This window comes from Stenotrophomonas sp. 22DLJC03 (genome assembly GCF_056861405.1).
Window position 1 is genome coordinate 491,731 of record NZ_JBSPUG010000002.1, and the last position, 25,982, is coordinate 517,712.

The following is a 25,982-nucleotide window of genomic DNA, read 5'->3' on the forward strand; positions in this document are numbered from 1 at the left end:
GTCACGGCGGAAGGCCGGGTCAAGGGCACCGATTCCCGCATCAGGGAGAGCCGGCCGCTGGCCGGCAACGCCGCGATCAGCCGAGAATCCCCGGCAGATCCAGTCCCTTTTCCTTCGCGCAGTCGATTGCGATCTCATAGCCCGCGTCAGCATGGCGCATCACGCCGGTGGCCGGGTCGTTCCACAGCACACGCCCAATACGCTTCGCAGCCGCTTCGGTGCCGTCGCAGACGATCACCATGCCGGCGTGCTGCGAGAAGCCCATGCCGACGCCGCCACCGTGGTGCAGCGACACCCAGGTCGCGCCGCTGGCGGTGTTGAGCAGGGCGTTCAGCAGCGGCCAGTCAGAGACCGCATCGGAGCCGTCGGCCATTGCCTCGGTCTCGCGGTTCGGCGACGCCACGCTGCCGCTGTCCAGGTGGTCACGGCCGATCACCACCGGCGCCTTCAGTTCGCCGTTGGCCACCATCTCGTTGAAGGCCAGGCCAAGTCGATCACGGTCACCCAGGCCGACCCAGCAGATGCGTGCCGGCAGGCCCTGGAACTTGATCTTCTCGGCGGCCATGTCCAGCCAGCGGTGCAGGTGCGGATTGTCCGGAATCAGTTCCTTCACCTTGGCGTCGGTCTTGGCGATGTCTTCCGGATCGCCGCTCAGTGCCGCCCAACGGAACGGGCCGATGCCACGGCAGAACAGCGGGCGGATGTAGGCCGGCACGAAACCGGGAAAGTCGAAGGCATTGGTCACGCCTTCTTCCAGCGCCATCTGCCGCAGGTTGTTGCCGTAGTCCACGGTCGGCACGCCCAGCGCGTGGAAGCCGAGCATGGCGCGGATATGGTTGGCCATCGACGCGCGCGCGGCCTTTTCCACTTCCTTGGGGGCGGAAACGCGCTTCTCATCCCACTGCTCGACCGTCCAGCCCTGCGGCAGGTAGCCGTTCACCGGGTCGTGCGCGGAGGTCTGGTCGGTCAGCAGGTCCGGCTTCACGCCGCGCTTGAGCAGTTCGGCCAGCACGTCGGCCACATTGCCCAGCAATCCCACCGACTTCGGCGTGCCAGCCTTGCACGACTCGTCGATCAGGCGCAGCGCTTCGTCCAGATTGTCGGTCCAGGTATCCAGGTAGCCGGTGCGCAGTCGCATGTCGATGCTGCTCTTGCGGCATTCGACGGCCAGGCAGGAGGCGCCAGCCATCACTGCAGCCAGCGGCTGTGCGCCGCCCATGCCGCCGAGGCCGCCGGTGAACAGCCACTTGCCGGTCAGGTCGCCACCGAAGTGCTGGCGGCCCATTTCCACGAAGGTCTCGTAGGTGCCCTGCACGATGCCCTGCGCGCCGATGTAGATCCAGCTGCCGGCAGTCATCTGGCCGTACATGGCCAAGCCCTTTTTATCCAGCTCGTTGAAGTGGTCCCAGTTGGCCCAGCGCGGCACCAGGTTGGAATTGGCGATCAGCACGCGCGGCGCATCGGCGTGGGTGCGGAACACGCCCACCGGCTTGCCTGACTGCACCAGCAGGGTCTGGTCATCGTCCAGGCGCTTGAGCGTTTCGACGATGGCATCAAAGCTCTCCCAGTCGCGCGCCGCGCGGCCGATACCGCCGTACACCACCAGTTCCTGCGGGCGCTCGGCCACGTCCGGGTGCAGGTTGTTCATGAGCATGCGCAACGGTGCTTCGGTCAGCCAGCTCTTGGCGTTGAGCGTGGTGCCGGTCGGCGCGGCGATGGTGCGGGACGGGTCGTTGCGGGTCATGCGGCGCTCCGGTTCGTAGCGAATTCAAGGCAGGCGTTGAGCACCTGCGCCAGGGTGTGGCGCAGCGGTGCAGCGTGGTCGGGGTCGAGCGGGGTGGGCCAGCTGTGCTCGTCCACCTGGTCGGGCAGGGGTTCGTGCATGTAGCCACGGCAGGCCAGCTCCATCTGCAGGCTGTGCACACCGCCGGCGATGTTGCTGTAGTGGCGGGTGATCCAGCCACCCTTGAAGCGGCCGTTGCGCACCTGGCTCATGCCACTGATCTTCAGCAGGTTTTCCACTACGTCGCTCAGAGCGTTGTCGCAAGACGTATCCGGAGCACCGGAGGGACCAGCGGTGCCGAGATTGAACTGCGGCAGCTCACCCTCGAACAGGTGCGGGATATGCGAGCGGATCGAGTGCGCGTCGTACACCACCACGGTGCCATGGCGAGCACGCAGGCGCATAATCTGCGTGGCCAATGCATCGTGGTAGGGCAGGAAATAGGTATCACGACGGCGAGTAATTTCTGCTTCGTCCGGCTCGCGGCCGGCGTGATACAGCGGCTGGTTGTCGAAGGTGGTCAGCGGGCACAGGCCGGTGGTGTTCTGGCCGGGGTACAGCGACACGCCGCTGGGATCGCGGTTGAGATCGATCACCGAACGTGAGATCGCCGAGCGCACCGTGGTCGCGCCCATGCCACGCACGAAGTCGTACAGTTCGTGCACCCACCAGTCGGCATCGCGGCGGGCCAGCCACGGTGAGTGGTAGTCGCCGATCAGGTCGTGCGGCAGTTCGCTGCCGGTATGCGGGAAGCTGACGATCAACGGGGCATCACCTTCGTGCACCGTCAGCCATTCAGGGCGGGCATTCATGCCTGGGGCTCCACGGTTGGCAACAGATCGGACAAGCCCTGCGCCAGCGCGCCGCTGCGCACCAGGTTGGTGGCGGTCACCATGTCAGGATGGAAGTAGCGGTCTTCTTCCAGCGTCGGGACCTGCGCACGCAGGGTGGCGCGCACGGTTTCCAGCGCGGCGCTGGAGCGCAGCGGTGCGTGGAAGTCGCAGCCCTGCGCGGCGGCCAGCAGCTCGATGCCGATAACGTTGGCGGCATTTTCGGCCATCTGCATCAGGCGGCGTGCGCCATGCGCGGCCATCGACACGTGGTCTTCCTGGTTGGCCGAGGTCGGAATCGAGTCGACGCTGGCCGGATAGGCGCGCTGCTTGTTCTCCGAGACCAGCGCGGCAGCGGTAACCTGCGGGATCATGAAGCCGGAATTCAGGCCGGGGCGCGGGGTCAGGAACGCAGGCAGGCCCGACAGCGCCGGGTCGACCAGCATCGCCAGGCGGCGCTCGCTGATCGAGCCGATCTCGCATACCGCCATCGCCAGCATGTCGGCGGCGAAGGCCACCGGCTCGGCGTGGAAATTACCACCGGACAGCGCTTCACCGGTCTCGGTGAATACCAGCGGATTGTCGGAGACGCCGTTGGCTTCGATTTCCAGCGTGGTCGCTGCCTGGCGCAGGATGTCCAGTGCCGCGCCCATCACCTGTGGCTGGCAGCGCAGGCAGTACGGGTCCTGCACGCGCACGTCGTTGTCGCGGTGCGATTCGCGGATGCCCGAGTCCAGCATCAAGCTGCGCAGGGTGGCAGCGGTTGCGATCTGACCGCGCTGCCCACGCAGGGCATGGATGCGCGGATCGAACGGCGTATCCGAGCCCTTCGCGGCTTCCACCGACAGCGCACCGGTGACCAGTGCGGCCTGGAATACAGTCTCGATCTCGAACAGACCGGCCAGCGCATAGGCGGTGGAGAACTGGGTGCCGTTGAGCAGTGCGAGACCTTCCTTCGCACCCAGCTCGATGGGCTGCAGGCCAGCACGTGACAGTGCATCGATCGCCGGCAGGCGTTCGTCTCCGATGAAGGCTTCGCCCACGCCCAGCATCACGCTGGCCAGGTGCGAGAGCGGCGCCAGATCGCCGGAGGCACCGACCGAGCCCTGTGCGGGCACTACCGGCAGCACGTCCTTGACCAGCATCGCTTCCAGCAACAGCAGGGTCTCCTCGCGGATGCCCGAAGCGCCCTGGGCCAGGCTCACCAGCTTCAGCGCCATCATCAGCCGCACCACGTTGGCCGGCATCGGCTCGCCCACGCCGGCGGCATGCGAGAGCACGATGTTCCGCTGCAGGGTGGCCAGGTCTTCGCGCTCGATGCGCACGCTGGCCAGCTTGCCGAAACCGGTGTTGATGCCGTACACCGGCGCGCCCTTGGCGACGATGGCAGCCACGGTCGCGGCACTGGCACGCACGGCCGGCAGCGCGGCCGGGTCCAGTGCAAGCGGTGCACCGCGATAGGCCTGCCGCCACTGGGCGAGGGTGACATGGCCGGGGCGAAGAACCAGGGTGTTGCTCATGTGTTGCTCCAGGAGGCAGGCAGGTCGGGCTGTCCGCGCACCACGCGCGCGTGCAGCGGGTTGAATCCAATGCGATAGACCAGGTCGGCGGGGGCGTCGATGTCCCAGATCGCCAGGTCGCAGTCCATGCCGATGGCGAGGCGACCGATGCGATCGCCACGGCCCAGTGCGCGCGCTGCTTCACGGGTGAAGCCGGCGATGCATTCGTCCACGGTCAGGCGGAACAGGGTGGCGCCCATGTTCATCGTCAGCAGCGGACTGGTCAGCGGCGAGGTGCCCGGGTTGCTGTCGGTGGCCAGCGCCAGCGGCACGCCGGCCGCACGCAGCGCGGCGATCGGCGGCAGGGTGGTGTCGCGGGTGAAGTAGAACGCGCCCGGCAGCAGTACGGCGACGGTACCGGCGGCGGCCATCGCGGCAATGCCGGCGTCGTCCAGGTGTTCGATATGGTCGGCCGACAGCGCACCGAAACCGGCCGCCAGTTCGGCGCCATGCTGGTTGCTCAGCTGTTCGGCATGGATCTTGATCGCCAGCCCATGCGCACGCGCAGCGTCGAATACCTGACGGGCCTGCGCCGGCGAGAACGCGATGTTCTCGCAGAAGATGTCCACGGCCTCGGCCAGGCCTTCTGCAGCGATGGCCGGAATCATCACCTCGCATACTTCATCGATGTATTCCTGCGCCTCGCGACCGGGCGGCACCGCGTGCGCACCGAGGAAGGTCGGCACCACGTTCACCCGGCATTCCTCGCCCAGCGCTCGTGCCACCTGCAACTGCTTGCGCTCGTCCTGCAGGGTCAGGCCGTAGCCGGACTTGATCTCGATGGTGGTTACGCCTTCGGCGCGCATCGCCAGCAGGCGCGGCCGGCTCTCGCGTGCCAACTGCTCTGGCGAGGCAGCACGGGTGGCGCGCACCGTAGAGACGATACCGCCACCAGCACGGGCGATCTCGGCATAGCTGACGCCCTGCAGGCGCTGCTCGAATTCGTTGGCGCGGTTGCCGGCGTAGACCAGGTGGGTGTGGCAATCGATCAGACCAGGCGAGATCCATCGGCCTTCGCCGTCGATGCGGGTGGTCGGCTGCAGATGGGCATCGCTGCCGGCGGGGCCGACGTGCACGATGCGGCCATCGGTGGCGGCCAGTACGGCATCGCGCAGGACACCCAGGCCCTCGCCATCGAGGGTCATCAGGTGGACGTTGGACCAGAGGGTATCGACGTGCATGGCATCCACAACGCGGCTGTGCTTATATGTCTATACAATATAGGCGTCCAATTCGGGTTGTCCAGCCATGTCCGATTCGCGTTCCGCGCACTCCTTCCATGCCGCCCACGCCCTGCTGGCCGACGGCTGGGCCGCCGACGTCCGCCTGCAGGTGCAGGACGGGCGCATCGCCGAGGTCACGCGTGGGCAGGCTGCGCAGCAAGGCGATACCCGCGTGGGCATCCTGGTGCCGGGCCTGCCGAACCTGCACAGCCACGCCTTCCAGCGCGGCATGGCCGGCCTGACCGAGATCGGTGGCGGCGACGGCGACAGTTTCTGGAGCTGGCGCGAACTGATGTACCGCTTCCTGGCCCATCTGCGCCCGGACGCAGTGCAGGCCATCGCCGCCCAGGCCTACATGGAAATGCTGGAAAGCGGCTTCACCCGTGTCGGCGAATTCCACTACCTGCACCACGATGCCGATGGCCGCCCCTACGCCGATCGCGCCGAGATGAGCGCGCAGATTGCAGCTGCAGCCGCGCAGACCGGCATCGGCCTGACCCTGCTGCCGGTGTTCTATGCACACGCCGATTTCGGTGGGGCGCCGCCGAACCCGGCACAGCGCCGCCTCATCCATGACGTCGAAGGGTTCGCGCAGCTGCTCGATGGCGCCCGCACCGCGCTGGCCACGCTGCCCGATGCGGTGCTGGGCATCGCCCCGCACAGCCTGCGCGCGGTGACGGGCGAGGAGCTGAGCGCACTGCTGCCGCTGACCGATGGCCCGATACACATCCATATTGCCGAGCAGGTACGCGAGGTCGAGGCATGCCTGGCATGGAGTGGCCGGCGACCGGTGCAGTGGCTGTACGAGCATGCCCCAGTCGATGCGCGCTGGTGCCTGGTGCACGCCACCCACATCACCGACGACGAGCGCGCGCAAATGGTCGCCAGCAACGCCGTGGCCGGGCTGTGCCCGATCACCGAGGCCAACCTGGGCGACGGCCTGTTCCCGATGCAGGCCTTCGCGCGCGAGGGCGGGCGCTTCGGCGTGGGCTCCGATTCCAACGTGCTGATCGATGCCGCAGAAGAGTTGCGCCTGCTGGAATACGGCCAGCGCCTGACCCTGCGGGGTCGCAACGTGTTGGCCCCGGATGCCGGCCGCAGCACCGCGCGCTTCCTGTTTGAAGGGGCATTGCAGGGCGGTGCACAGGCGCTTGGCGTGGCTGCCGGCCTGCAGGTGGGTGCCAGCGCAGACATGGTTGAACTGGATGCCGCGCACCCCGCGTTGCAGGCGCGACACGGTGACGCATGGCTTGACAGCTGGGTGTTCGCCGCACGTAATGGCGCGCTGCGATCGGTCTGGCGCCATGGCCGCCAGTGCGTGGCCGAGGGCCGCCACCTGCAGCGCGAGGCCATCACCACCGCCTTCGCCGCTGCCCTGCGTGGCGTGCTGGGCTGATCGCCTCCCACCATCGAGACCCCACTACGTGAAGGCCAGCAAGTCCGCCACGCTCAACCAGCGCATCCGCAGCGACCTGGAAAGCCGCATCCTCAGCGGGGAGTGGGCGCCGGGCTTCCGTATTCCGTACGAGCACGAACTGATGGAGCAGTACGGGTGCTCGCGGATGACAGTGAACAAGGTGCTGACAGCGCTGGCCGAGAGCGGCATGATCGAGCGCCGCCGTCGCGCTGGCTCGTTCGTGGCGCGGCAGCCCCCGCACCTGGAGCAGGTGGCGCTGGAGATTCCGGATATCGCGATGGAAGTGGGTTCGCGTGGCCACCAGTACGGCTACCACCTGCTGCAGCGCGAGTTGCGCTTGGCCGATGCCGGCAATGTTGGCGAAGTGGAGCTGGCCGGCAGCGAACAGCTGCTGGCGATGCGCTGCCTGCATCTGGCCGATGGCCGGCCGCTGGCACTGGAGCACCGGCTGATCAGTCCGATGGGTGTGCCAGAGGTGCTGGACGTCGATTTCAACACCACCGCGCCGGGTAGCTGGCTGTTGCAGAACGTGTCGTGGACCCGCGCCCAGCACCGCATCAGCGCCTGGGGCGCGGACACCGCCACCGCCAAGCTGCTGGACGTGAAGCCCGGCACCGCCTGTCTGGTGATCGAGCGCCTTACCTGGCGCGGCGAACAGCCGATCACCCGTGTGCGCCAGGTGTTCCTCGGGGATGCCTGGGACCTGGTTGCGCGCTTCGCGCCTGGGGCGCGCTAGGGTCGACCCCGCTCGCGCATCTCGCAGCATTGGGCTGAACAGGCGCCATGTAGAGCCGAGCCAATGCTCGGCTGCTGTTCGCGCGATGCGATTGAGTCGAGCGTGGCTCGACTCCACAAGGGCGTCCACGCATGGCGTTGATCTACGGACACCCCAATCAATACGTAGCGCACTGCCGCCAGCGTACGGGCTCATCCACGCCTGGGCGGGCGTTGAGCTGGATGCGCACGTTGCGCAGGGCGGGGTAGTGCAGCACTTCCTCGCAGACCCGCGGCCACACCGCGTCCAGCTCGCCGGTGCGGTTGATCGCCAGCGTCTGCCGGGTCAGCCAGACACCGCTGGCAATACCGGGCTTGCCGGCCAAGGCACGGGACAGATCGGCCTGGAAGCGCTCCAGCGTGGCGGCATCCGGGTTGGGGTTGCTGCGCGCGTCGGTTGAGGACGTGGCCGGTGCAGGCGCAGCGGCCGGTGGCCTGGTAGCGGGGGCCGGTTCGGGCGCCGCTTCAACCGCAGGCGCAACGGGCGCGGGGGCGACCGGCACCTCCGCAACGAGCGGGGCGTCCTGCACATGCAGGCCCTGCAGGCTCAGTCCCACCAGCAGGCCCAGCGTCACTGAACCCAATGCGGCAATGGCAATGCGACGCAGCGCCTCATGACGGGCACTGGCACGCACACGGGCTTCGATATCAACCGGCAGATAGGGCTGCAGCAGCGGCCACAGACGCGGGCCGTCCAGCACCTCGACCGCCTGCTTCTCGGCGGCGCTGCGGCCGTCGCGTTCCATCCGGCCTTCGGTCAGCAGCACACCGCCGCGGGCGCCGGCCAGGCGGGCCGCCGCACCCAGTTCGTTCACTGCGGCGGTGCCGATGCGATAGGCCAGGCCGTGCTTGCACGAGACCAGCCAACTGTTGGGGCCGTCGCTCAGCAGGAAATCACTGCTGGGTTCGCGTGACTCCTCGGCGGGGTCGTTCAGTTCTCGCAGGCCGCGCTGCTCGCGCAGCATGCGTTTGACCAGTACGGAGAACTCGCGCCAATGCATCCCGGCCAGGGCCTGCAGGCCCAGTTGCATCTCCTTTTGTCGCCGCTTGATCCACCACAGATAGACAACGGCCAGGGAACAGGTAAGCAGGGCCGACAGCAGGGCCAGGATCCAAGGGAGCATGCAGGAGGTGCGCGGAAGGGGCGAATGCGGAGAACGACAGTGTAAAGGTCGCACCGTGCCGCTGGGTCAGGAGGATCCTGACAGGAAGCGTGATGGAACGCGCAGATCGGCGTAGAGCGGGCATGAAAAACCCGCCAATCCTGAAGCCGTGAGGGGAGGGAACAAACGGCAGCCGAAGCGATTGGCGGGTTGCTCGCGATTGTCGATCAAATTTTATTGCATTGCAACAATTACTGTCAGGGCACGCTGCCAGGGGATTGATGGCTGCCCGGCGCCGGTGTATCGATGTCTGAGGCGGCGCGGTTTTCCAGCTTGGCCAAGCGCGCCTGCAACGCGTCGATGCGGGCCTCCAGCGCGGTCACTTCGTCGGCGGTGGGGACATGCAGGCGCTTGAGCACGCCCTGCACCTGGTCATCGAAGGCCTTCTCGACCTTGGTCCACGTGCCGGAGGCCTTTTCGCGGGCCTCGTCCAGCGACGATTCGACATTGTCACGCCAACCGGGAGGCTGTTCGCCATTGCGTTCACGGCGGCGGGCCTCCCAAGCTTCGCCTTCCTTGACCAGGCCATCGAAGAATCGGCCGCCTTCGGCCTGGGCGCGGCCCAGGGCACCCAGGCCGGCCAGCCATACCTGTTGTGCCGAGTCGCTCAACTTGCGCGAGAAGCGCTCAGCCTGGTCACCGAAAGAGGCGTCGTCGTCGCGGCGGTCGTCATTTTCGTAGCGGTTCATCGCACTTCCCGTGGGAGTTGGGCCTGACCCGAGAGTAGCGCGTGACGGCGTTGCACGGTCGTGACGGTCGCCGCCGGGGTTCAGCCCAGCTTTTCCTTCAGCACGCGCTGGATCTCGCCTTCGACCATGCCTTTCATCGCCGACAGCAGGAAGCCCAGCTTGGCGGTCACGCGCACGGCGCCCGGTTGCAGTTCGATCGCGCCGTCCACACCGCTGCCGGAAAAGTTCAGCACGTCGGCGGTCCAGGACGACTTCAGGCCGAAGCGCTCGGACAGTTTGGCGGCAACCTGTTCGATCGCAGCGCGCGCCTGTGCGTCGGGCAGGGCGTGGGCGTGGCGGACATCGATGGTGGACATGCAGGCTCCTGGCGCAAAGCGGGGATGATCAATGAGGGCGAGCATTGTGCGCATCGAGGGCCTTCGCGCCAAGCGCTCATCGTGGGTTCTTCTTCGGGGGCGACCAACCTGCTAGGCTGCGCCGCGTGCAGAACCTGCTTGTTCACTTCAGCCAACAACAACAGCCCGACCAGCCGCTGCGGCCCGGGGTGCAACGCATCGTGCGCCAGGCAAACGGCAGCGTGCGGCTGGGCGATGCCGGCAACGGTGCCCTGCTGCTGGCCCAGTTCTGCATGGACGATCGCGGCCTTTGGCTGCAGGTCGGCAACGGCATCCGCGGCATCCATGTGAACGGTCGCCCGGTGCGGCGCATGGCCCTGTTGCGTGCAGGCGATGCGGTGTACGTGGATGGCGTGGAAATGGTCCTGCAGGGCGAGGTCGAGAGCCTGCTGCAGGCGCCCGCGCCCAACAGCGATGGTGGTAACGACGAGCAGCAGCGCCTGCTGCGCGGCGTCGGCGGCCTGCATCATGGCCGCAGCTTCACGTTGTCGCGAACCCGCCTGGTCGGTCGCGGCGGTGACGCCGACATCGAGATCAATGAACCGGCCTTCGCCGAACAGCACGCCCGTGTGGAAGTGCATGGCGAGCGCGTGCTGCTGCGCGACCTGGGCAGCGCCGAGGGCACCCGGGTCAACGGTGTGGCCGTGCGCCACTGCTGGCTGCAGGCGGGCGACCAGGTAGTGTTCGATGGCCAGCATCGGTTCGTGCTGGAAGTGCCGCACGACCCGCGGCGGCGCCCGCTGCCGGACGAGAACGACTCCAGCCAGGACACCGAGCAGGCGCCGGTGTTGCCGGCCGCCCCGCGCAAGGTCCGGCGCTGGCCGTGGCTGCTGGTCAGTGCGCTGCTGCTGGCGGCGGTGCTCAGCCTGCTGCTCTGGTTCGGCGCGCGCTGATCCTGCATTCGCCGGGCATGGCCCGGCGCTATCGGGACGGTGCTCATCTCCCCGCTCCTGGTAGGTGCCGACCTTGGTCGGCACGTTCCTTCGGTGGGCATGACGCCTGACAGCACACTGCTTTGGTAGGTGCCGACCTTGGTCGGCACGCTCTCTAGGTGGGGATGACGCCTGACAGCACACTGCTTTGGTAGGTGCCGACCTTGGTCGGCACGCTCTCTAGGTGGGGATGACGCCTGACAGCACACTGCTTTGGTAGGTGCCGACCTTGGTCGGCACGCTCTCTAGGTGGGGATGACGCCTGACAGCACACTGCTTTGGTAGGTGCCGACCTTGGTCGGCACGCTCTCTAGGTGGGGATGACGCCTGACGGCGTACGCCAACCAAGGTCGGCGACTACCGGCGCCATGCTGGCGGTCAATGGATTCCAATGAAACCAAATTTCCCTTGCCGCACAAGGCCGCAAGGCTGGTGCACTGCGGCATACTAGGGGTCTTGCCCCACAGGTGTGACATGACGCGCGCGTTCAACTTCAGTGCCGGCCCTGCAACCTTGCCGGAATCGGTCCTGCGCCAGGCGCAGGCGGAAATGCTGGACTGGCACGGTAGCGGTGCCTCCATCGTCGAAATGAGCCATCGCGGCGCGGAATTCATGTCCGTGGCCGCCGAAGCCGAGGCCGACCTGCGGCGCCTGCTCGACATCCCCGAAGACTATGCGGTGCTGTTCCTGTCCGGTGGAGCCACCACCCAGCAGGCGCTGATCCCGCTTAACTTCGCCGCCCCCGGCCAGCGGGCCGACTATGTGGTCAGTGGCCACTGGGGCAAGACCGCAGTCAAGCAGGCCGGTGTCTACGTCGACGTCAATATTGCCGCCAGCAGCGAGGCCAACGGCTACCGCACGCTGCCGCCGCGCGCCGACTGGCAGCTCTCGCCTGATGCCGCCTACGTGCACCTCACCGCCAACGAGACCATCCACGGCGTCGAGTTCCGTGACGTGCCTGATACCGGCGACGTGCCGCTGGTGGCCGACTTCAGCTCGTCCATCGCCAGTGAGCCGTTGGACGTGCGCCGCTATGGCGTGATCTACGCTGGAGCGCAGAAGAACCTCGGCCCGGTCGGCATCGCGGTGATGATCATCCGCCGCGATCTGCTGGAGCGCAGCGGCCAGCCGCGGGCGGACATCTTCGATTACCGCTCGCACGTTGCCCGCGATTCGATGCTCAACACGCCTCCCACCTGGAACTGGTACCTGGCCGGCCTGGTGTTCAAGTGGATGCTGGCCGAAGGTGGCGTGGCCGAGTTCGCCAAGCGCAACGCCGCCAAGGCCGCGTTGGTGTACGGAGCCATCGACGGTTCCGGTAGCTTCTACCGCAACGAGGTCGCGCATGCGGCACGTTCGCGGATGAACATCCCGTTCTTCCTGCCCGATGCCGAGCTCGATGCCCGCTTCGTCGCCGAAGCCAAGGCCGCTGGCCTGCTGGCGCTGAAGGGACACAAGGTGGTCGGGGGCATCCGCGCCTCGCTGTACAACGCCATGCCGCTGGCCGGGGCCGAGGCGCTGGTCGCCTTCATGGCCGATTTCCAGCAGCGTCACGGCTGAGCAATGAACGGCGCGCACCGTTGGGTGCGGGCCCCGTAACAAGGAACTCCGATGGCAAGCAGCAAATCCAGCAAGAAGGCGCCGAAGAAGGCCGAACCGGCCAAGGACAGCGCGTCCACCAAGGCGAAGAGCAAGGCCAACGCCGCCTCGAATCCGGCGCCCACCCTGGCGCCGCTGGCGCTGGCCGATGTGCGCTCGAAGATCGACCAGATCGACCGCGACATCCAGAACCTGATCGCCGAGCGCGCACGCTTTGCCCACCAGGTCGGCAAGGCCAAGGGCAAGCTCGCCGCCGCCGTCGACTACTACCGCCCCGAGCGCGAAGCGCAGGTGCTGCGCATGGTGGTGGACCGCAACGAAGGCCCGCTCAGCGATGAGCTGCTGGTGCATGTCTACCGCGAGATCATGTCGGCCTGCCTGGCCCAGCAGGAGCCGCTGAAGATCGGCTACCTTGGCCCGGAAGGCACCTTCAGCCAGCAGGCCGTGCTCAAGCACTTCGGCCGCTCGGCGCTGGGCCTGCCGATGGCCAGCATCGAAGAAGTGTTCCAGGAAGTGGAAGCGGGCAACGCCGATTTCGGCGTGGTGCCGGTGGAGAATTCCGGGCAGGGCACCATCCAGATCACCCTGGACATGTTCCTGACCTCCAACCTGAAGATCTGTGGCGAAGTGGAACTGCGCGTGCAGCAGTACCTGATGTCGCGCAGCGGCCGCATCGAGGACATCGAGCGCATCTACGCGCACCCGCAGTCGTTCATGCAGACCTCGGCCTGGCTGCGCGCCAACCTGCCGAAGGCCGAGAAGATTCCGGTCTCGAGCAATGCCGAAGGTGCGCGCCGTGCGCGCAACGCCGACGATGCGGCGGCCATCGGTGGCGAGAGCGCCGGCCACGTATATGGCCTGAAGAAGGTGGTCACCAAGCCGATCCAGAACGATGCCGACAACACCACCCGCTTCCTGGTAGTGGGCCGCAACATCTTCCCGACCTCCGGCCACGACCGCACCTCGGTACTGGTGTTCATCCATGACAAGCCTGGTGCGCTGTTCGACGTGCTCAGCCCGTTCGCCCGCCACGGCATCAGCATGAACCGCATCGAGTCGCGCCCGTCGCACCACGGCAAGTGGGAATACGGCTTCTTCATCGACCTGGCTGGCCACATCGACGACGCGCCGATGCAGGCCGCTCTGGCCGAACTGGAAGCGCACTCGGCGCAGATCAAGGTGCTCGGCTCCTATCCGGTGGCCGTGCCCTGATTGCTGCTGCTGCGGTGGCTGCGGCTGCCGCTCCCTGATGCATCGCCGGTGCTGCCGGCGTTTACGGAACGATCGAACGATGAGCAACGCGCAACACTGGATTGCCCGCAAGGGCCAGCCGCTGCAGGGCAGCCTGACCATTCCCGGCGACAAGTCGGTCTCGCACCGCTCGGTGATGTTCGCCGCGCTGGCCGATGGCACCTCGCATATCGAGGGTTTCCTGGAAGGCGAAGATACTCGCGCCACTGCGCGCATCTTCAGCCAGCTGGGCGTGCGCATCGAGACCCCAAGCCCGTCGCAGCGCATCGTGCACGGCGTCGGTATCGACGGCCTGAAAGCACCGGATGCACCGCTGGACTGCGGCAACGCCGGTACCGGCATGCGCCTGCTGGCCGGCCTGCTGGCGGGCCAGCCATTTGACTGCACGCTGATCGGTGATGAATCGCTGTCCGGACGCCCGATGCGCCGCGTCACCGGTCCGCTGTCGCAGATGGGCGCGAAGATCGACACCCAGGAAGACGGCACGCCGCCGCTGCACGTGCATGGCGGGCAATCGCTGCACGGCATCGACTTTGCCTCGCCCGTGGCCAGTGCGCAGATCAAGTCCGCCGTGCTGCTGGCCGGCCTGTATGCGCAGGGCGAAACCAGCGTGGTGGAACCGCACCCGACCCGCGACTACACCGAGCGCATGCTCTCTGCATTCGGGGTGGAGATCGAATTCTCGCCAGGCAAGGCCCGCCTGCGTGGCGGCCAGCGCCTGCGTGCCACCGACATCGTGGTGCCCGCCGATTTCTCCTCGGCCGCGTTCTATCTGGTGGCTGCCAGCATCATTCCCGGCTCCGAACTGCGCCTGAAGCAGGTCGGCCTGAATCCGCGTCGCACCGGGTTGCTGCACGCGCTGCGCCTGATGGGTGCGGATATCACCGAAGAGAACCTGGCCGAGCAGGGCGGTGAACCGGTGGCAGACCTGGTGGTGCGCTACGCGCCGCTGAAGGGTGCGCGCATTCCGGAGGAGTTGGTGCCGGACATGATCGACGAGTTCCCGGCGCTGTTCGTGGCCGCTGCGGCCGCCGAAGGGCAGACCGTGGTGAGTGGTGCTGCCGAACTGCGAGTGAAGGAATCCGATCGTCTTGCCGCAATGGCGACTGGCCTACGCGCGCTGGGCATGCAGGTGGACGAAACTGAAGATGGCGCAACCCTGCACGGCGGTGTACGCCTGGGTAGTGGCACCATCGAAAGTCACGGCGACCATCGCATCGCCATGGCGTTTGCCATTGCCGGCCAGATCAGTGACGGCGAAGTGCGCATCAACGACATCGCCAACGTCGCCACCTCCTTCCCGGATTTCGACGGACTGGCGCGCGGGGCCGGGTTCAATCTAGGCTGAGAGGTACCGAATCCGCCGGGCCATGCCCGGCGGATTGCGCGCCCCGGTAGCTGCCGACCTTGGTCGGCACGCTTCCATCACCCGGTGGGTGCCAACCCTGGTTGGCACGCTCACATCGCCCGGTAGGTGCCAACCTTGGTTGGCAGACGTCTCCGCATAAAAGGACGGAGGGCGAAGCCTCCGTCGAAACATCACGAACCCCTCGTCCGCGATCAACGCTGCTCGGTACGGAAATCCACCGGAACCCGCACCACGCTTGCTACGGCACGGCCTTCATGCATTGCCGGCTGGAACTTCCAGTTCTGCACGGTGTTGAGCACCGCACGATCCAGGTCACGGCTGCGCTCGCCGCTGCGCGAGACGATCGCAGCGTTGGCTACATTGCCGCGGGTATCGACATTCAGGCTTGCGATCACGCTGCCCTGCACGCCACTGCGCAGTGCGGCAGCGGGGTAGGTAGGCATGCGATTGCTGGCCAGCGGGCGTGCTTCACGATTACGCACCACTGGCGCAGCCTTGCGCTGGCTTGAGGCCGGGGCGGCCTGGCGCGTTGCAGGTGCCGCCGCATCGATCGCCGCAGCCTGCTCAGGGGCCGGCAACATGCGCTCACCGACCGGTGCCGGCGCCACATCTTCCTGGTTGGAGTAACGCAACCAGAGCAGGGCGGCAGCAAACATCGCCACGATCAGCGCAATCCACATCCAGGGCGAGGTGGGCGTGTGCTGTGCGCTGGAATCCTGCGGCAGATGCGGCGAGTGGAGGTTCTCGTGGGTGGTGGCAGTCATCGCAAACTCCTTCCGTCACTTGGCGACGTGGGAAGTGTTGCCCGAGCCACGGACGAGGAGTGTCAGCGTTGCGTCAACGCCACCGGCAGGGTTCAGTTTGCCTGCCGGAAAGCGTTCAGTTACTGCGTCTTGAAGTCGAACGGCACCTCAATGCTGCCCGGTACGGCCTGGCCGTTGCTCTGTGCCGGAGTGAAGCGCCAGCGCCGCACGGCGTCGGTGGCGGCACGGTCGAGCTCGCGTGAGCCGCTGCGCTGGATCAGCGTGGTGTTGTTCGGGTAGCCGGTGGCATCCACGTCCACGCGCACCACCACGGTACCTGTCTCGCCGGCACGCAGGGCGGCGGCAGGGTAGGAGGGAGGCGGCGACTGGCCGGCAATCGGCATCGGCTGGCTGTTGCCGGTCGCGGCCGGCGCCGCGCCCGGGGCGGCCGGGGCCGGCTCGGCGATCGGGGCGGGCGGCGGCGGAGCGGTTTCGACCAGCTTCGGCGCTTCTTCCTCCACCGGTGCCGGCTTGGCGTCAGGCATGTCGCTGGAACCGGCCGCAGCGGCCAACGGTTCCGGCAGGGGCTCGACCTGGGCGGTTTCCTGCGGGGTCTGCGCGGCCGGGTCGGCGCGGAAGAACTCCTTGTCACGACCGGTCAACCAGACCAGCACGAACAGCAGCACGCCCACACCGAAGGCGATGCCGGCGATCTTCAGGGCGTTGCGCGGGATATGCACAGTGAACGACTTGGCGGGCGACGAGCGAGGTGCAGACATGGACCAGACCAGTACGGAATGGCTCGATTCTGCCACGGCGGGAATGAACCGGGCGGCAGAAATCCGTATAACAGGCGATAATCCCGTTCCTGATACCCACCACGACACCTGCCATGCTTGATCCAGCCCTGCTCCGCCACCAGCCCGCCGACCTCGCCGAACGCCTGCGCACCAGCCGCGGCTTCGAGCTCGACGTGTCTGCCCTGGAGTCCCTGGAGGCAGATCGCAAGCGCATCCAGGTGCGGACCCAGGAGCTGCAGAGCCTGCGTAACAGCCGTTCCAAGGCCATCGGCCAGGCCAAGGCCAAGGGCGAGGATGTCTCGGCCTTCATGGCTGAAGTCGCCGCGTTCGCCGACGAGCTGAAGGCTTCGGAAGTGGCGCTGGACGAGCTGCGCGAGAAGATCGACGCCATCTCGATGGGTATCCCGAACCTTCCGGCTGATGACGTGCCGGCCGGTGCCGATGAAAGCGAGAACGTCGAGCAGTCGCGCTGGGGCACCCCGCGCCAGTTCGACTTCAAGGTGCTGGACCACGTTGAGCTGGGCGCACGCAACGGTTGGCTGGACGGCGAAACCGCGGCCAAGCTGTCCGGTTCGCGCTTCACCGTGCTGCGCGGCCCGATCGCGCGCCTGCACCGTGCCCTGGCCCAGTTCATGGTCGACCTGCACACCGGTGAGCACGGCTACGAGGAAACCAACGTACCGCTGCTGGTCAATGCCGATTCGCTGCGCGGCACCAGCCAGCTGCCGAAGTTCGAGGACGACCTGTTCAAGACTGCCGTGGGCGACTCCACGCGCTACCTGATCCCGACCTCGGAAGTGCCGCTGACCAACATCGTGCGCGACGAGATCGTCGATGCCGAACGCCTGCCGCTGCGCATGACCGCCCACTCGATGTGCTTCCGTGCCGAGGCCGGCAGTGGTGGCCGCGACGTGCGCGGCATGATTCGCCAGCACCAGTTCGAGAAGGTCGAGCTGGTTTCGATCAGCCGCCCGGAAGAAAGCGACGCTGAACATCAGCGCATGACCCGCTGCGCCGAGGTGGTGCTGGAAAAGCTGGGCCTGCCGTACCGCAAGGTGCTGCTGTGCACCGGCGACATGGGCTTCTCGGCGGTGAAGACCTATGACCTGGAAGTCTGGCTGCCGTCGCAGGAGACCTACCGCGAGATCTCCTCGTGCTCGAACTGTGGTGACTTCCAGGCCCGCCGCATGCAGGCCCGCTGGCGCAACCCCGCCACGGGCAAGCCGGAACTGGCGCACACGCTGAACGGCTCGGGCGTGGCCGTCGGCCGCGCGATGATCGCGGTGATGGAGAATTACCAGAACGCCGACGGCAGCATCACCGTGCCGGAGGCCCTGCGCCCGTACATGGGTGGCCTGGAAACCATCGGCTGATTCCCTGATCGGGTGGGTGCCATGCTTGCATGGCACCGTATCCACGCATGGCGTGGATCTACAATGCGGGCTACATCCTCGCCATGCGTGGATGAACCACCGCGATCACTCCACGGCGCGCACCTTCTCCAACGGCACCCATCCGGGTTCGCCCGTCTCCGGCACGCACCACGCCCAGCCATTGAGCGTGTGTTGCCCGCGCAGCATCTGCCCTGGATCCACATCCAGTTCGCGCGCACAGTAGTCCACCGTGGCAAACGCGCCACCCTGCGCATCGCGGCCGATCACCGGCGCCGGCACGAATCCGGGCTGCTGGCCCTCGGCTTCGCACAGGAACCAGTCTTCCCAGCCCTCCGGGCCCTCATAACGTTCGCCGACCACCAGTGCCTGGCCACGGCGCAGGGTGATCGGGTGCGGAAATTCGCTGCGATGTGCAGTGGTCACGATGTAGTCCATGAACCACTGTACCGCTTCCGCCGGGCATGGCCCGGCGCTACCAGAGCCGGCCGGACCATGCCGGCACCTGCACGGGCAGCGCCGGGCCATGCCCGGCGGGCAAGAATCGGCATGCAAAAAAAGCGGCCCCGCAATGCGGGGCCGCCAGGGTGGGCCGGGATGGGGGAGGGGATCCCGGCCCGCGTTCAGCGCCCAGACGAGGAGAGAGCGGCGCCGAACGCTGGAACGCTGGAACGTGTTACGCCGCGGCGGCTTCAGCCGCTTCGTGAGACGGCAGCGCGGCCAGTGCGCCGGCAATGGCGTCTTCGCGGTGCTGCGGCGAGTAGGCAATGCCCTCCGCACGCACGAACTCGATGTCGTTGATGCCCCAGAAGGCGAACGTCTGACGCAGGAAGGGTTCCTGGAAGTCGGCCGGCGAATCGGTATAGATGCCGCCACGGCTGCTGACCACGATCACCCGCTTGCCACCGGCCAGGCCCACCGGGCCGTTCTCGGTGTACTTGAAGGTGCGGCCGGCCACGGCGACGCGGTCGATCCAGGCCTTCAGGGTGGAGGGGATGCTGAAGTTGTACATCGGCGCGCCGATCACCACGATGTCAGCTGCCAGGAACTGCTCGAGCACCTGTTCAGCCTCGGCGGCTTCGGCCACGTCGGTCTTAGCCAGCGAACCACTGCGCAGGTGCGGTACCGGATTGGCGTCAAGATCGCGATAATCGACCTGCAGGCCTTCGACCTGCTGCTTGAACCGGGCCACCACGGCGGCGGTCAGGTGGCGGGAGACGGAGTTCTCGCCAAGCACGCTGGCGTCGAGATGCAGAAGCTTCATGGCAGTCACCTATGTTCTGGAGGGAAGGGCGGGTGGCCCCGCCGACGGAGAGAACGATAGGTTGTTGCAAAGGCGGGATAAAGGTGGTTGAATGCCACGTATTGTTCTAGATATGGAACTCGGGCATGCATGACCTGAATGACCTGTACTACTTTGCGATGGTGGTCGACCACGGTGGATTCGCCGCCGCCGAGCGCGCTCTGGGTATCCCCAAGTCGCGCCTGAGCCGCCGCATCAGCCAGCTGGAAACCGACCTGGGCGTGCGACTCCTGCAGCGCTCCACGCGCCGTTTCGCGGTGACCGACGTTGGTACCAGCGTGCATCGCCACGCGCAGACGATGCTGGCCGAGGCGCAGGCCGCACGCGAGGTGGTGGACCGCCTCAGTGCGGAACCGCGCGGCCTCGTGCGTGCCAGCGTGCCGGTATCGCTGGCGCAGATGCAGCTGCCCAAGCTGCTGCCCAAGTTCCTTGAGCAGTACCCGAAGGTGCGGCTGCAGCTGAACATCAGCAACCGCCGCGTGGACATCATCAATGAAGGCTACGACGTGGCCCTGCGCGTGCGTTCGCGCCTGGACGACGACGGCAGCCTGGTGATGCGCAGCTTCGGCCAGGTGCAGGAACTGCTGGTGGCCAGCCCGAAGTACCTGGACCGTGCGGGACGCCCGAAGGATCCTGAAGAGCTGACCCAGCACGTCACCCTCAGCATCAGCGAAGACGAAGCCCGCCAGCGCTGGGAGCTGCATGGCCCGGAAGGCGAAGTGCGCCGGGTCGACCTGCAGCCGCGCGTGGCCGGTTTCGACTTCCCGCTGCTGCAGAGCATGGTGAAGGACGGTTTCGGTATCACCATGCTGCCGGAAACCGTGTGCGCCGATGCGGTGCGCAACGGCGAATTGGAAGTAGTGCTGCCGGACTGGTCGCTGCCGCAGGGCGTGTGCCATGCCGTGTTCGCCTCGCGCCGCGGCCTGCTGCCGGCGGTGCGCGTGTTCATCGACTTCCTGGCCGAGCACCTGCCGCCGCAGCTGGAGGCCTCGCGCCTGGATTGCGGTGGCGCCTGTGAAAAGGCCAAGGAGCGGATCAAGGCCAGTGCACTGGGTGCGCTGGCAGTGGATGCCGGCTGAGAGAGTTGAACGGTAGCGCCGGGCCATGCCCGGCGTTGTCGCTTCCGATCGCGATCAATTCCGCCCTAACAACCGATCCCAGAAGCCGCGTCGCGGCTGGGCCGTTGGCTGGGGAGCAACGACCGGCGCTTCCAGCACCGCCATCAGTTCCGCGCTGCGTGGCTTCTTCAGGAAGTGGGCGTAGTCCATGTAGCTGGTCACCTTGCTCATGTGCAGGCGCTCGGGCATCGCCGGCAACGCGCCGCCCTGCAGCAGCACCCGCAACGCTTGCGGGCGGTCCAGGCGGACCGCCTCGAACAGCGCGGTGCCGCCACAGCCCGGCTCGATCTGGTTGGCGCGCCGCGGTGCATCCTTGAGCAGGGCTTGCAGCGCCTCTGCGTCATCGCGCTCTACGGCAGCCACCAGCAGCGCCAGTGCCTCCGCTTCTTCTGGCGGCAGACTGTCGCGATAGGCCTGGTCGGCAATCTCGCGCTCGTCGCGCCCGTCACCGCCCTGGATGCACAGGAAGTCGGTGACCAGGGCGACCGGAATGCCGGAGGTATCCAGTGCCCAGTAGCTGGGATACACGCCGTCGCCCCAGCCGCTGGTGAACACGACCAGGCCGTGCGGCGAGTCTTCGCCCCAAGGGCGGTACTCGGCGCCTTCGTCCAGTCCGTCGTGGTCGATCAGCGTATCTGACCATTCGCCGTCATCGTCGCCGTCAGCCTGCTCGATCAAGGCGAGCAGCGCCTGCTGGGTATCGGTATCCATGAAGCAGCCGATGCTGGCGTCGACCGGATAGCCGATGAAGCTGTCCTCGTCCAGGCCGGTCAGGTCCTGCGTGGTCCAGCGCGCCATCTGCCAGTGCAGGGCGGATGCGGTGAGCGACTGGCGCGGCTTGAACCAGACCACGGCCAGCGCCGGGCGGCCGCTGTGCACGATGATCTCCACTGGATGCCGGCCCAGCGGGGCGGTGTAATCGGCCAGCGCAGGCGCCTCGGCCTGGACCAGCGGATCGCAGACCACCAGATGCCCGCTGCTGACCGGGAGGTGCCCGGCGAAAGTACGGTGCAGGGCCACTGCGGCCAGCTGGGTGTCGTCCAGCAGGGTGGTGCGCAGGTTGGCCAGGTCGAGGTGGGCCATGGGGGCTCCGATTGCAGTGAAGGCCCCACCGTGCCGCATGCGAAGGGAGGGGGCAAGGGTGGTCTTGGGCAAATGGCCTTCACGTGCGAGAATACGGCGCTGCCCGGGCGACCGGGACCCGATTGGAGAGATGGCCGAGCGGTTTAAGGCACCGGTCTTGAAAACCGGCGAAGGGTCAAACCTTCCGTGGGTTCGAATCCCACTCTCTCCGCCAGGATTCCAGAAGGCCCCTAGTGATAGGGGCCTTTTTGTTTTCTCAGGCTTCCCTACCTGCGCAGCTGTCCTCAGCTGAGGACAGGGATGGATGCAAAGAAAACCGGCAGAGAATCAAGAAATCGATTCAGACCGTTGCTGCAGTGGAAGTGATCGCGCTGTTTCACGCGGAGTCTGATTTCGACGGCGCTGCTGCGGCTCAAGCAGGAAGTGGTGCGCGGTACCCCTGTGTTCTTGCTGAGTCGGCGGATAAGAAGCGCTCCCACTGGATCGGTGGGATGCTCCGAGAGACACCAGCACAAAACGCCGTTTACTGAGCTAGTATTCAGGTTTCACGGACAGGACTAATCATGAGTGAAATGGATGCGGTGGACCCGGCTTCGGCAGAACAGTCACGAGTAGAGAGTGAGACGCTGCCGCTTGTCATTCAGACGGTCGGAGGTTTGTCGGCCGCGGTTGGCGTCATCAGCATCGTGTTGGCGCTTACTGGCATTGTTCCCTGGCTTTTGGGATCAGGCGTCTCCGCGCTTCTTGCTGCGCCTTTCCTTTATGGCTTTGCGGACATCGTGCTCAGCTTGAGAAAGCTGTGCTCAAAGCGTTGATGCAGGTGCTGGAAAAGGATCCATAAGCCGGCCCAGTGCCGGCTTTCTCTTTGTGGGAAAGTGGGAGTCGGTGGCCCTGCCGCCGTTACAGTCGATATCCCACCGCTGAGGTTTAGTGTCGGCGTGTTCGAACGGGTGGCAGATCCTGGACGGCTACCCGCGGCGCCCACCCTTCGGCTTGTTATGGCACAACGGGTAACTGGAGCACGACCGGAAGGCCCCATGCGGCCCATTCCGGTCGACGAACACGCCGACCTTGCACACCGGGCAGCGCTCTTCGTGGATGGCTGCGCCTGAAATCGCGGTCACTTCCACTGCTCCGTCCTTCACCAGCTCGTCCAGGAACGGCGAACGCTTCCCCTGTAGGGTGAACATGGCCACCGAGCGTCGCGCACGCGTCAGCGCCACATAGAACAACCGCCGCTCTTCGCTCAATGGGTAGGTATCCCCATCCGGCATCGCCAGCGAAAGCACCGGGTCATCCGCGCGCAGGCTCGGAAAGCTGCGGTTGACCATGCCCGGCAGAACAACGTAGTCCGCCTCGCGTCCCTTCGACCGATGGACCGTGAGGAACTCCACGTCCATCGTGCTGCCGAAGGCGGTCTTCCAATCCGAAGGCATCGCGCTGCGATCGGCGCGGTAGCGCCCCAGGATGAAGACCGTCACGCGTCCGTTGCGCCCTTGTGGCACCGCCCCGGACAACAACTGCTGATGCAGCGTGGCGAGGTACTGGCGAACGCCATCCTGCACCTCCTCACGCCGATTCATCTGGAACGCCTGCAGCACTGGGCCAATGGCCGGTGCTGCAGAACGAACCTCCTTGCCAATCTGCGCCGGGTTCCTGCTGACGAAGTGGCTGGAGGCATCGCAGAGCGCTTGAGGGCAGCGGAATGTCTGCTCGAGCATCAGCACCTGGCCGTGTCCCATCCACTCGCGGAATCCGGTCATCACCGAAACGTCGGCACCGGCGAAGCGGTTGATCGACTGCCAGTCGTCGCCCACTGCAAACAGATAGCGGCCGGGGCGGCTGACCAATGCACGGCAGAGTCGGGCACGGGCGCGTGAGGCGTCCTGGAATTCGTCGGCCATCACCAGTTCGTAGGGTGATTCATAGTGGCCCTGTTCAAGCAGGCCGGCCGCCATGTTGAGCATGTCCTCGAAGTCGATGCTGCGCTCGTCAGCCAGCGCACTGTCCCAGGCCTGGAAAACCGGCCCGGCGATCTCCAGGAAGCGCCGGTAGCGTTCCTTGAACTGATCCTCGGGCATCCGCCGCAGGCGCGCCGCCATATCGTCCAGCGTCAGGCAGTTACTCTTGGCATGCGCAATGAAGGTTCGCATCAGGCCGATCAGGTCCGCATCGGGCATCGGCTTGGCGCCCTGGTCGGGCAGCTCGCGGTCCGGGTTCGGGTCGAGTTCGATGTCAGACTCGCCGAGCTTCTCTGCGAGGTCCAGCAGGGCATGTCCGCTGCGCAGGCCAAAGGAGGTCGTCTCGACAAGGGCCGTGCCGCGCGCTGCATGCTGCTGGCGCTTCCAGCGCATGCCTTCGAGATAGTCGGAAACGTGCTCCGGCGGCTGGCCATCAGCATCCAGCGCAAAGTGCTCGTGATACAGCCGTGCGTCCGGGTAATGGAAGGCGGGGCGATACTGGCGATGGGTGTCGGTCGCCGCATCAAATTCGTAGCGTCGCTCGTAGTCGTACGTCACGCCGTTGTAGAAGAGCCAGTCGGCGATCACGCACTCTTCCAGGCTCTTCACCCGTTCCCCCTGCAGGGTACGGATGTAGGGCGTGCCATCGCGGTCGTAGCCGTCGGCCTCCATTTCCGCGCCGAATGGCGGCAGGTCGCGCCCGAACACCAGACGGAACATGTCCCATTGGGTGCGGAAGTGGGTCGAGCGATCCTTCAGGTCGTCCACCAGTTCGGCCAGCTTGTTGAAGCCCAGCGTTGCGTCGATCGCCCATTCGGGGATATCAGGCTTGCGTCCGGTGGCCTTGGCGACGATGGCCAGGCCGAGTGCATGGAAGGTCCGTGCCTCGATTGCGATATCGCCCATGCCCAACCGGTCGAAGGAACGCTGTGCGCGCTCTTCAAGCTCCCTGGCGGCATCCTTGTTGAAGGCGAGCATCACGATCCGCTCGGGTTCGACAAAGCCGCGATCAATGGCGTAAGCGGCCTTGGCGACCATCGTGGAGGTCTTGCCGGAGCCGGCTGCGGCCACGACCTGCACGCGGTTGTCGAAGCAGATGACGGCGCGGGCCTGTTCCTCGGTCAGTGGTTTGCTCTCGACCCTGTCCAGGAAGTCCTTGGCCAGCACCAACTCACGCGTTGCCATGGTTGCGTTGGCCTCGGCCCACACGGCAGGCCAATCCAGCTGCCAGTCGTGCAGGGCGTCCAGCACTGCACGGTGGCTGGGCGAATGCAGGTCCTGGTGCACATCCTCATCGAGGAACAGTTGTTCCAGCTCGCGTGGCGGGAGCGGCAGGGCGGGGCGACCGGCCAGCAGTGCCTGCTGTTGTTCGTGCGTGATCCAGCGGCGGCCGGTGCTGCTCCGGTCGATGAGGGCGTCTGCTTCGGCGAGCCATGACTGGATCTGCTCCAGGAGGGTCTCAAAGAGGGCCTTGCGCCCGCGCGTCGTGCGCGCGAAACGCACATGCTGCAAGGCAGCCGCGAGCCGGGAGGCCTGGCCGTTGGGCAGTCCATACATGGTCAGAACGCCGCCGCCCTGGGTCTGCAGCACGACCCTGGCCCAGAAGAGTCCGGGAATGACCTGCACGCGCTCGTCGTCAGCCGCGTGCTGCCGGTACTGCTTGCCGCCGACCGTGAGCTCGACGTGCTCACCATCAAGCTTCAGCCGCCAATCTGGTGAGCGGGTAAGAAGTCGACCCCAGCCCGAGGGGTGCCAATCCATAGACATCCAGTTACTGCCTTGCGTACGTCAATTGGGCTTGCAGAGCCCTTACGCCCCCATGATAAGGGGCGTTGACGACGCATGTGGCCTTTCGCTTCATGGCCGGCCATGCGACCGGTTTCATTGACGTTCGTGAAGGCGGTTGCCAGCATGACGCCTGTGGATATGGGCGCCGATCATGGAAATCGACTGGAACAGCGTGGGTACCTTGAAGCACTCCGTCGGCGGCTACGATATCCGCACGGATGCACTGAAGATTCTGGTGACCGCTGCAATGCAGGGGCACGAGGGTGATGTCTCGCAGATGCGCATCGAGATGGAAGATGGCATCGTCCTTCCGCCAGACGAGATCAGGCGGCTGGCACTGGCGCGGAGTCGCATCCGCTAGCCGCGCCGATCGGCACTGGACCTGGCCCCTCTGCGGCAGCTCCAGGTGCCAGCACCTGCCAGCATGGAATCACTCGTAGACGCGGTCCTGCCTCGTTGGAGGCACCTCAACCAGGTCTCCCCGCCGGATCAGCTCATCCAGATCCACTGCCGATGCTGCCAATGCCTCCTGCGCATCGAAATCCCATTTGTTCCTGTACTCACGCGCCAGAAGATCGCATACCGCCTTGGCTCGCTGGTAAGCATCGTTCTTCGCGTCATCCTGCATCAGCTCATCGCGATGGATCTGGCAGAGCATCAGCTGGTGCGCGTCTTCACCGCGCTCGCGCTCCCAGGCAATGTCGGCCAGGCCGGAAAGGGCGGTGGCAAGTGCAAGTGCAGTCATTGACATGGCGGTGTCCACAGTCGGCGGAAACCTGAGCGTATGCGAGCAGCAGTGGCAAGCGGCCAC

At 66.3% G+C, this 25,982-nt stretch carries 24 protein-coding genes and 1 tRNA gene; 11 read left to right on the top strand and 14 right to left on the bottom strand.

Annotated features, from left to right (window positions below):
• Positions 1-76: 76 nt before the first annotated feature.
• From hutU to hutI, 4 genes are read right to left on the bottom strand one after another with little or no spacing between them, the layout of a single operon-like run.
• On the bottom strand, positions 77-1,744 hold the full coding sequence (gene hutU, locus AC13GA_RS08135) for a urocanate hydratase (RefSeq protein WP_482997844.1): 1,668 nt from the start codon (positions 1,742-1,744) through the stop codon (positions 77-79).
• Positions 1,741-2,595, bottom strand: a complete 855-nt coding sequence (gene hutG / locus AC13GA_RS08140; RefSeq protein WP_482997845.1) for an N-formylglutamate deformylase — start codon at positions 2,593-2,595, stop codon at positions 1,741-1,743. Before hutG ends, hutU begins: the two co-directional genes overlap by 4 nt.
• Positions 2,592-4,133 (bottom strand): histidine ammonia-lyase, encoded by a 1,542-nt coding sequence (gene hutH, locus AC13GA_RS08145; protein WP_482997846.1) that lies wholly within the window; start codon positions 4,131-4,133, stop codon positions 2,592-2,594. The genes hutG and hutH overlap by 4 nt, the downstream gene beginning before the upstream one ends.
• Positions 4,130-5,353 (bottom strand): imidazolonepropionase, encoded by a 1,224-nt coding sequence (hutI, locus tag AC13GA_RS08150; protein ID WP_482997847.1) that lies wholly within the window; start codon positions 5,351-5,353, stop codon positions 4,130-4,132. The genes hutH and hutI overlap by 4 nt, the downstream gene beginning before the upstream one ends.
• A 67-nt stretch (positions 5,354-5,420) precedes the next feature.
• Here hutI and AC13GA_RS08155 point away from each other — a divergent pair, with 67 nt between their 5' ends.
• Positions 5,421-6,791 (top strand): formimidoylglutamate deiminase, encoded by a 1,371-nt coding sequence (locus tag AC13GA_RS08155; protein ID WP_482997848.1) that lies wholly within the window; start codon positions 5,421-5,423, stop codon positions 6,789-6,791.
• Between the two features lie 28 nt (positions 6,792-6,819).
• Positions 6,820-7,548: a histidine utilization transcriptional repressor HutC gene (gene hutC, locus AC13GA_RS08160; RefSeq protein ID WP_253078537.1), complete on the top strand. Its 729-nt coding sequence runs from the start codon at positions 6,820-6,822 to the stop codon at positions 7,546-7,548.
• Positions 7,549-7,705: 157 nt separating this feature from the next.
• Here the strand turns inward: hutC and AC13GA_RS08165 are convergent, their stop codons facing one another.
• The 3 genes from AC13GA_RS08165 to AC13GA_RS08175 all read right to left on the bottom strand — a co-directional run bounded on the left by AC13GA_RS08165 (position 7,706) and on the right by AC13GA_RS08175 (position 9,794).
• Positions 7,706-8,710 carry a restriction endonuclease gene (locus AC13GA_RS08165; protein WP_482997849.1) on the bottom strand — a complete coding sequence of 335 codons (1,005 nt, stop codon included), beginning with the start codon at positions 8,708-8,710 and terminating at the stop codon, positions 7,706-7,708.
• A gap of 236 nt (positions 8,711-8,946) precedes the next feature.
• Complete coding sequence (locus AC13GA_RS08170; protein WP_253078535.1) at positions 8,947-9,438, bottom strand: phasin family protein; 492 nt, start codon at positions 9,436-9,438, stop codon at positions 8,947-8,949.
• Positions 9,439-9,518: 80 nt separating this feature from the next.
• Entirely contained in the window at positions 9,519-9,794 is a 276-nt protein-coding gene (locus AC13GA_RS08175; protein WP_005417302.1) for a polyhydroxyalkanoic acid system family protein, read from the bottom strand.
• Between the two features lie 125 nt (positions 9,795-9,919).
• Here AC13GA_RS08175 and AC13GA_RS08180 point away from each other — a divergent pair, with 125 nt between their 5' ends.
• The 4 genes from AC13GA_RS08180 (at position 9,920) to aroA (ending at position 14,963) form a co-directional block, all read left to right on the top strand.
• A complete protein-coding gene (locus AC13GA_RS08180) occupies positions 9,920-10,726 on the top strand; it encodes an FHA domain-containing protein (protein WP_482997850.1) in 807 nt (268 codons plus the stop codon).
• Positions 10,727-11,239: 513 nt separating this feature from the next.
• Complete coding sequence (serC, locus tag AC13GA_RS08185; protein WP_482997851.1) at positions 11,240-12,325, top strand: 3-phosphoserine/phosphohydroxythreonine transaminase; 1,086 nt, start codon at positions 11,240-11,242, stop codon at positions 12,323-12,325.
• Positions 12,326-12,376: 51 nt separating this feature from the next.
• A complete protein-coding gene (gene pheA / locus AC13GA_RS08190) occupies positions 12,377-13,576 on the top strand; it encodes a prephenate dehydratase (protein ID WP_482997852.1) in 1,200 nt (399 codons plus the stop codon).
• Positions 13,577-13,655: 79 nt separating this feature from the next.
• Positions 13,656-14,963 carry a 3-phosphoshikimate 1-carboxyvinyltransferase gene (gene aroA, locus AC13GA_RS08195; protein WP_482997853.1) on the top strand — a complete coding sequence of 436 codons (1,308 nt, stop codon included), beginning with the start codon at positions 13,656-13,658 and terminating at the stop codon, positions 14,961-14,963.
• Between the two features lie 212 nt (positions 14,964-15,175).
• On the opposite strand, the gene AC13GA_RS08200 is transcribed toward aroA, so the two are convergent.
• Both AC13GA_RS08200 and AC13GA_RS08205 read right to left on the bottom strand, forming a co-directional pair.
• Positions 15,176-15,748 carry an energy transducer TonB gene (locus tag AC13GA_RS08200; RefSeq protein WP_006376051.1) on the bottom strand — a complete coding sequence of 191 codons (573 nt, stop codon included), beginning with the start codon at positions 15,746-15,748 and terminating at the stop codon, positions 15,176-15,178.
• A 119-nt stretch (positions 15,749-15,867) separates the two neighbouring features.
• Positions 15,868-16,506 carry an energy transducer TonB gene (locus tag AC13GA_RS08205; RefSeq protein ID WP_136638230.1) on the bottom strand — a complete coding sequence of 213 codons (639 nt, stop codon included), beginning with the start codon at positions 16,504-16,506 and terminating at the stop codon, positions 15,868-15,870.
• Positions 16,507-16,619: 113 nt separating this feature from the next.
• Between AC13GA_RS08205 and serS the strand changes: the two genes are divergently transcribed.
• Positions 16,620-17,900: a serine--tRNA ligase gene (gene serS, locus AC13GA_RS08210; RefSeq protein ID WP_482997854.1), complete on the top strand. Its 1,281-nt coding sequence runs from the start codon at positions 16,620-16,622 to the stop codon at positions 17,898-17,900.
• A 105-nt stretch (positions 17,901-18,005) separates the two neighbouring features.
• On the opposite strand, the gene AC13GA_RS08215 is transcribed toward serS, so the two are convergent.
• Both AC13GA_RS08215 and AC13GA_RS08220 read right to left on the bottom strand, forming a co-directional pair.
• On the bottom strand, positions 18,006-18,356 hold the full coding sequence (locus AC13GA_RS08215) for an SH3 domain-containing protein (RefSeq protein ID WP_046987637.1): 351 nt from the start codon (positions 18,354-18,356) through the stop codon (positions 18,006-18,008).
• 238 nt (positions 18,357-18,594) lie between these two features.
• Positions 18,595-19,182, bottom strand: coding sequence for an FMN-dependent NADH-azoreductase (locus AC13GA_RS08220; RefSeq protein ID WP_253078530.1), 588 nt, complete (start codon positions 19,180-19,182; stop codon positions 18,595-18,597).
• A 125-nt stretch (positions 19,183-19,307) separates the two neighbouring features.
• Here AC13GA_RS08220 and AC13GA_RS08225 point away from each other — a divergent pair, with 125 nt between their 5' ends.
• The gene (locus AC13GA_RS08225) at positions 19,308-20,300 is read left to right on the top strand and encodes a LysR family transcriptional regulator (RefSeq protein WP_006375981.1); all 993 of its coding nucleotides are present in this window, start codon (positions 19,308-19,310) and stop codon (positions 20,298-20,300) included.
• Between the two features lie 54 nt (positions 20,301-20,354).
• Here AC13GA_RS08225 and AC13GA_RS08230 read toward each other — a convergent pair whose 3' ends face one another.
• A complete protein-coding gene (locus AC13GA_RS08230) occupies positions 20,355-21,422 on the bottom strand; it encodes a DUF4241 domain-containing protein (RefSeq protein WP_482997855.1) in 1,068 nt (355 codons plus the stop codon).
• A gap of 124 nt (positions 21,423-21,546) precedes the next feature.
• Between AC13GA_RS08230 and AC13GA_RS08235 the strand changes: the two genes are divergently transcribed.
• Both AC13GA_RS08235 and AC13GA_RS08240 read left to right on the top strand, forming a co-directional pair.
• Positions 21,547-21,636, top strand: a tRNA-Ser gene (locus tag AC13GA_RS08235).
• Positions 21,637-21,985: 349 nt separating this feature from the next.
• Entirely contained in the window at positions 21,986-22,237 is a 252-nt protein-coding gene (locus AC13GA_RS08240; RefSeq protein WP_046986722.1) for a hypothetical protein, read from the top strand.
• Between the two features lie 153 nt (positions 22,238-22,390).
• Here AC13GA_RS08240 and AC13GA_RS08245 read toward each other — a convergent pair whose 3' ends face one another.
• Complete coding sequence (locus AC13GA_RS08245) at positions 22,391-25,144, bottom strand: UvrD-helicase domain-containing protein (protein ID WP_482997856.1); 2,754 nt, start codon at positions 25,142-25,144, stop codon at positions 22,391-22,393.
• Between the two features lie 178 nt (positions 25,145-25,322).
• Between AC13GA_RS08245 and AC13GA_RS08250 the strand changes: the two genes are divergently transcribed.
• Positions 25,323-25,532, top strand: coding sequence for a hypothetical protein (locus tag AC13GA_RS08250; RefSeq protein WP_253078526.1), 210 nt, complete (start codon positions 25,323-25,325; stop codon positions 25,530-25,532).
• 69 nt (positions 25,533-25,601) lie between these two features.
• Here the strand turns inward: AC13GA_RS08250 and AC13GA_RS08255 are convergent, their stop codons facing one another.
• Positions 25,602-25,934: a hypothetical protein gene (locus AC13GA_RS08255; RefSeq protein ID WP_248298424.1), complete on the bottom strand. Its 333-nt coding sequence runs from the start codon at positions 25,932-25,934 to the stop codon at positions 25,602-25,604.
• Positions 25,935-25,982 lie beyond the last annotated feature (48 nt).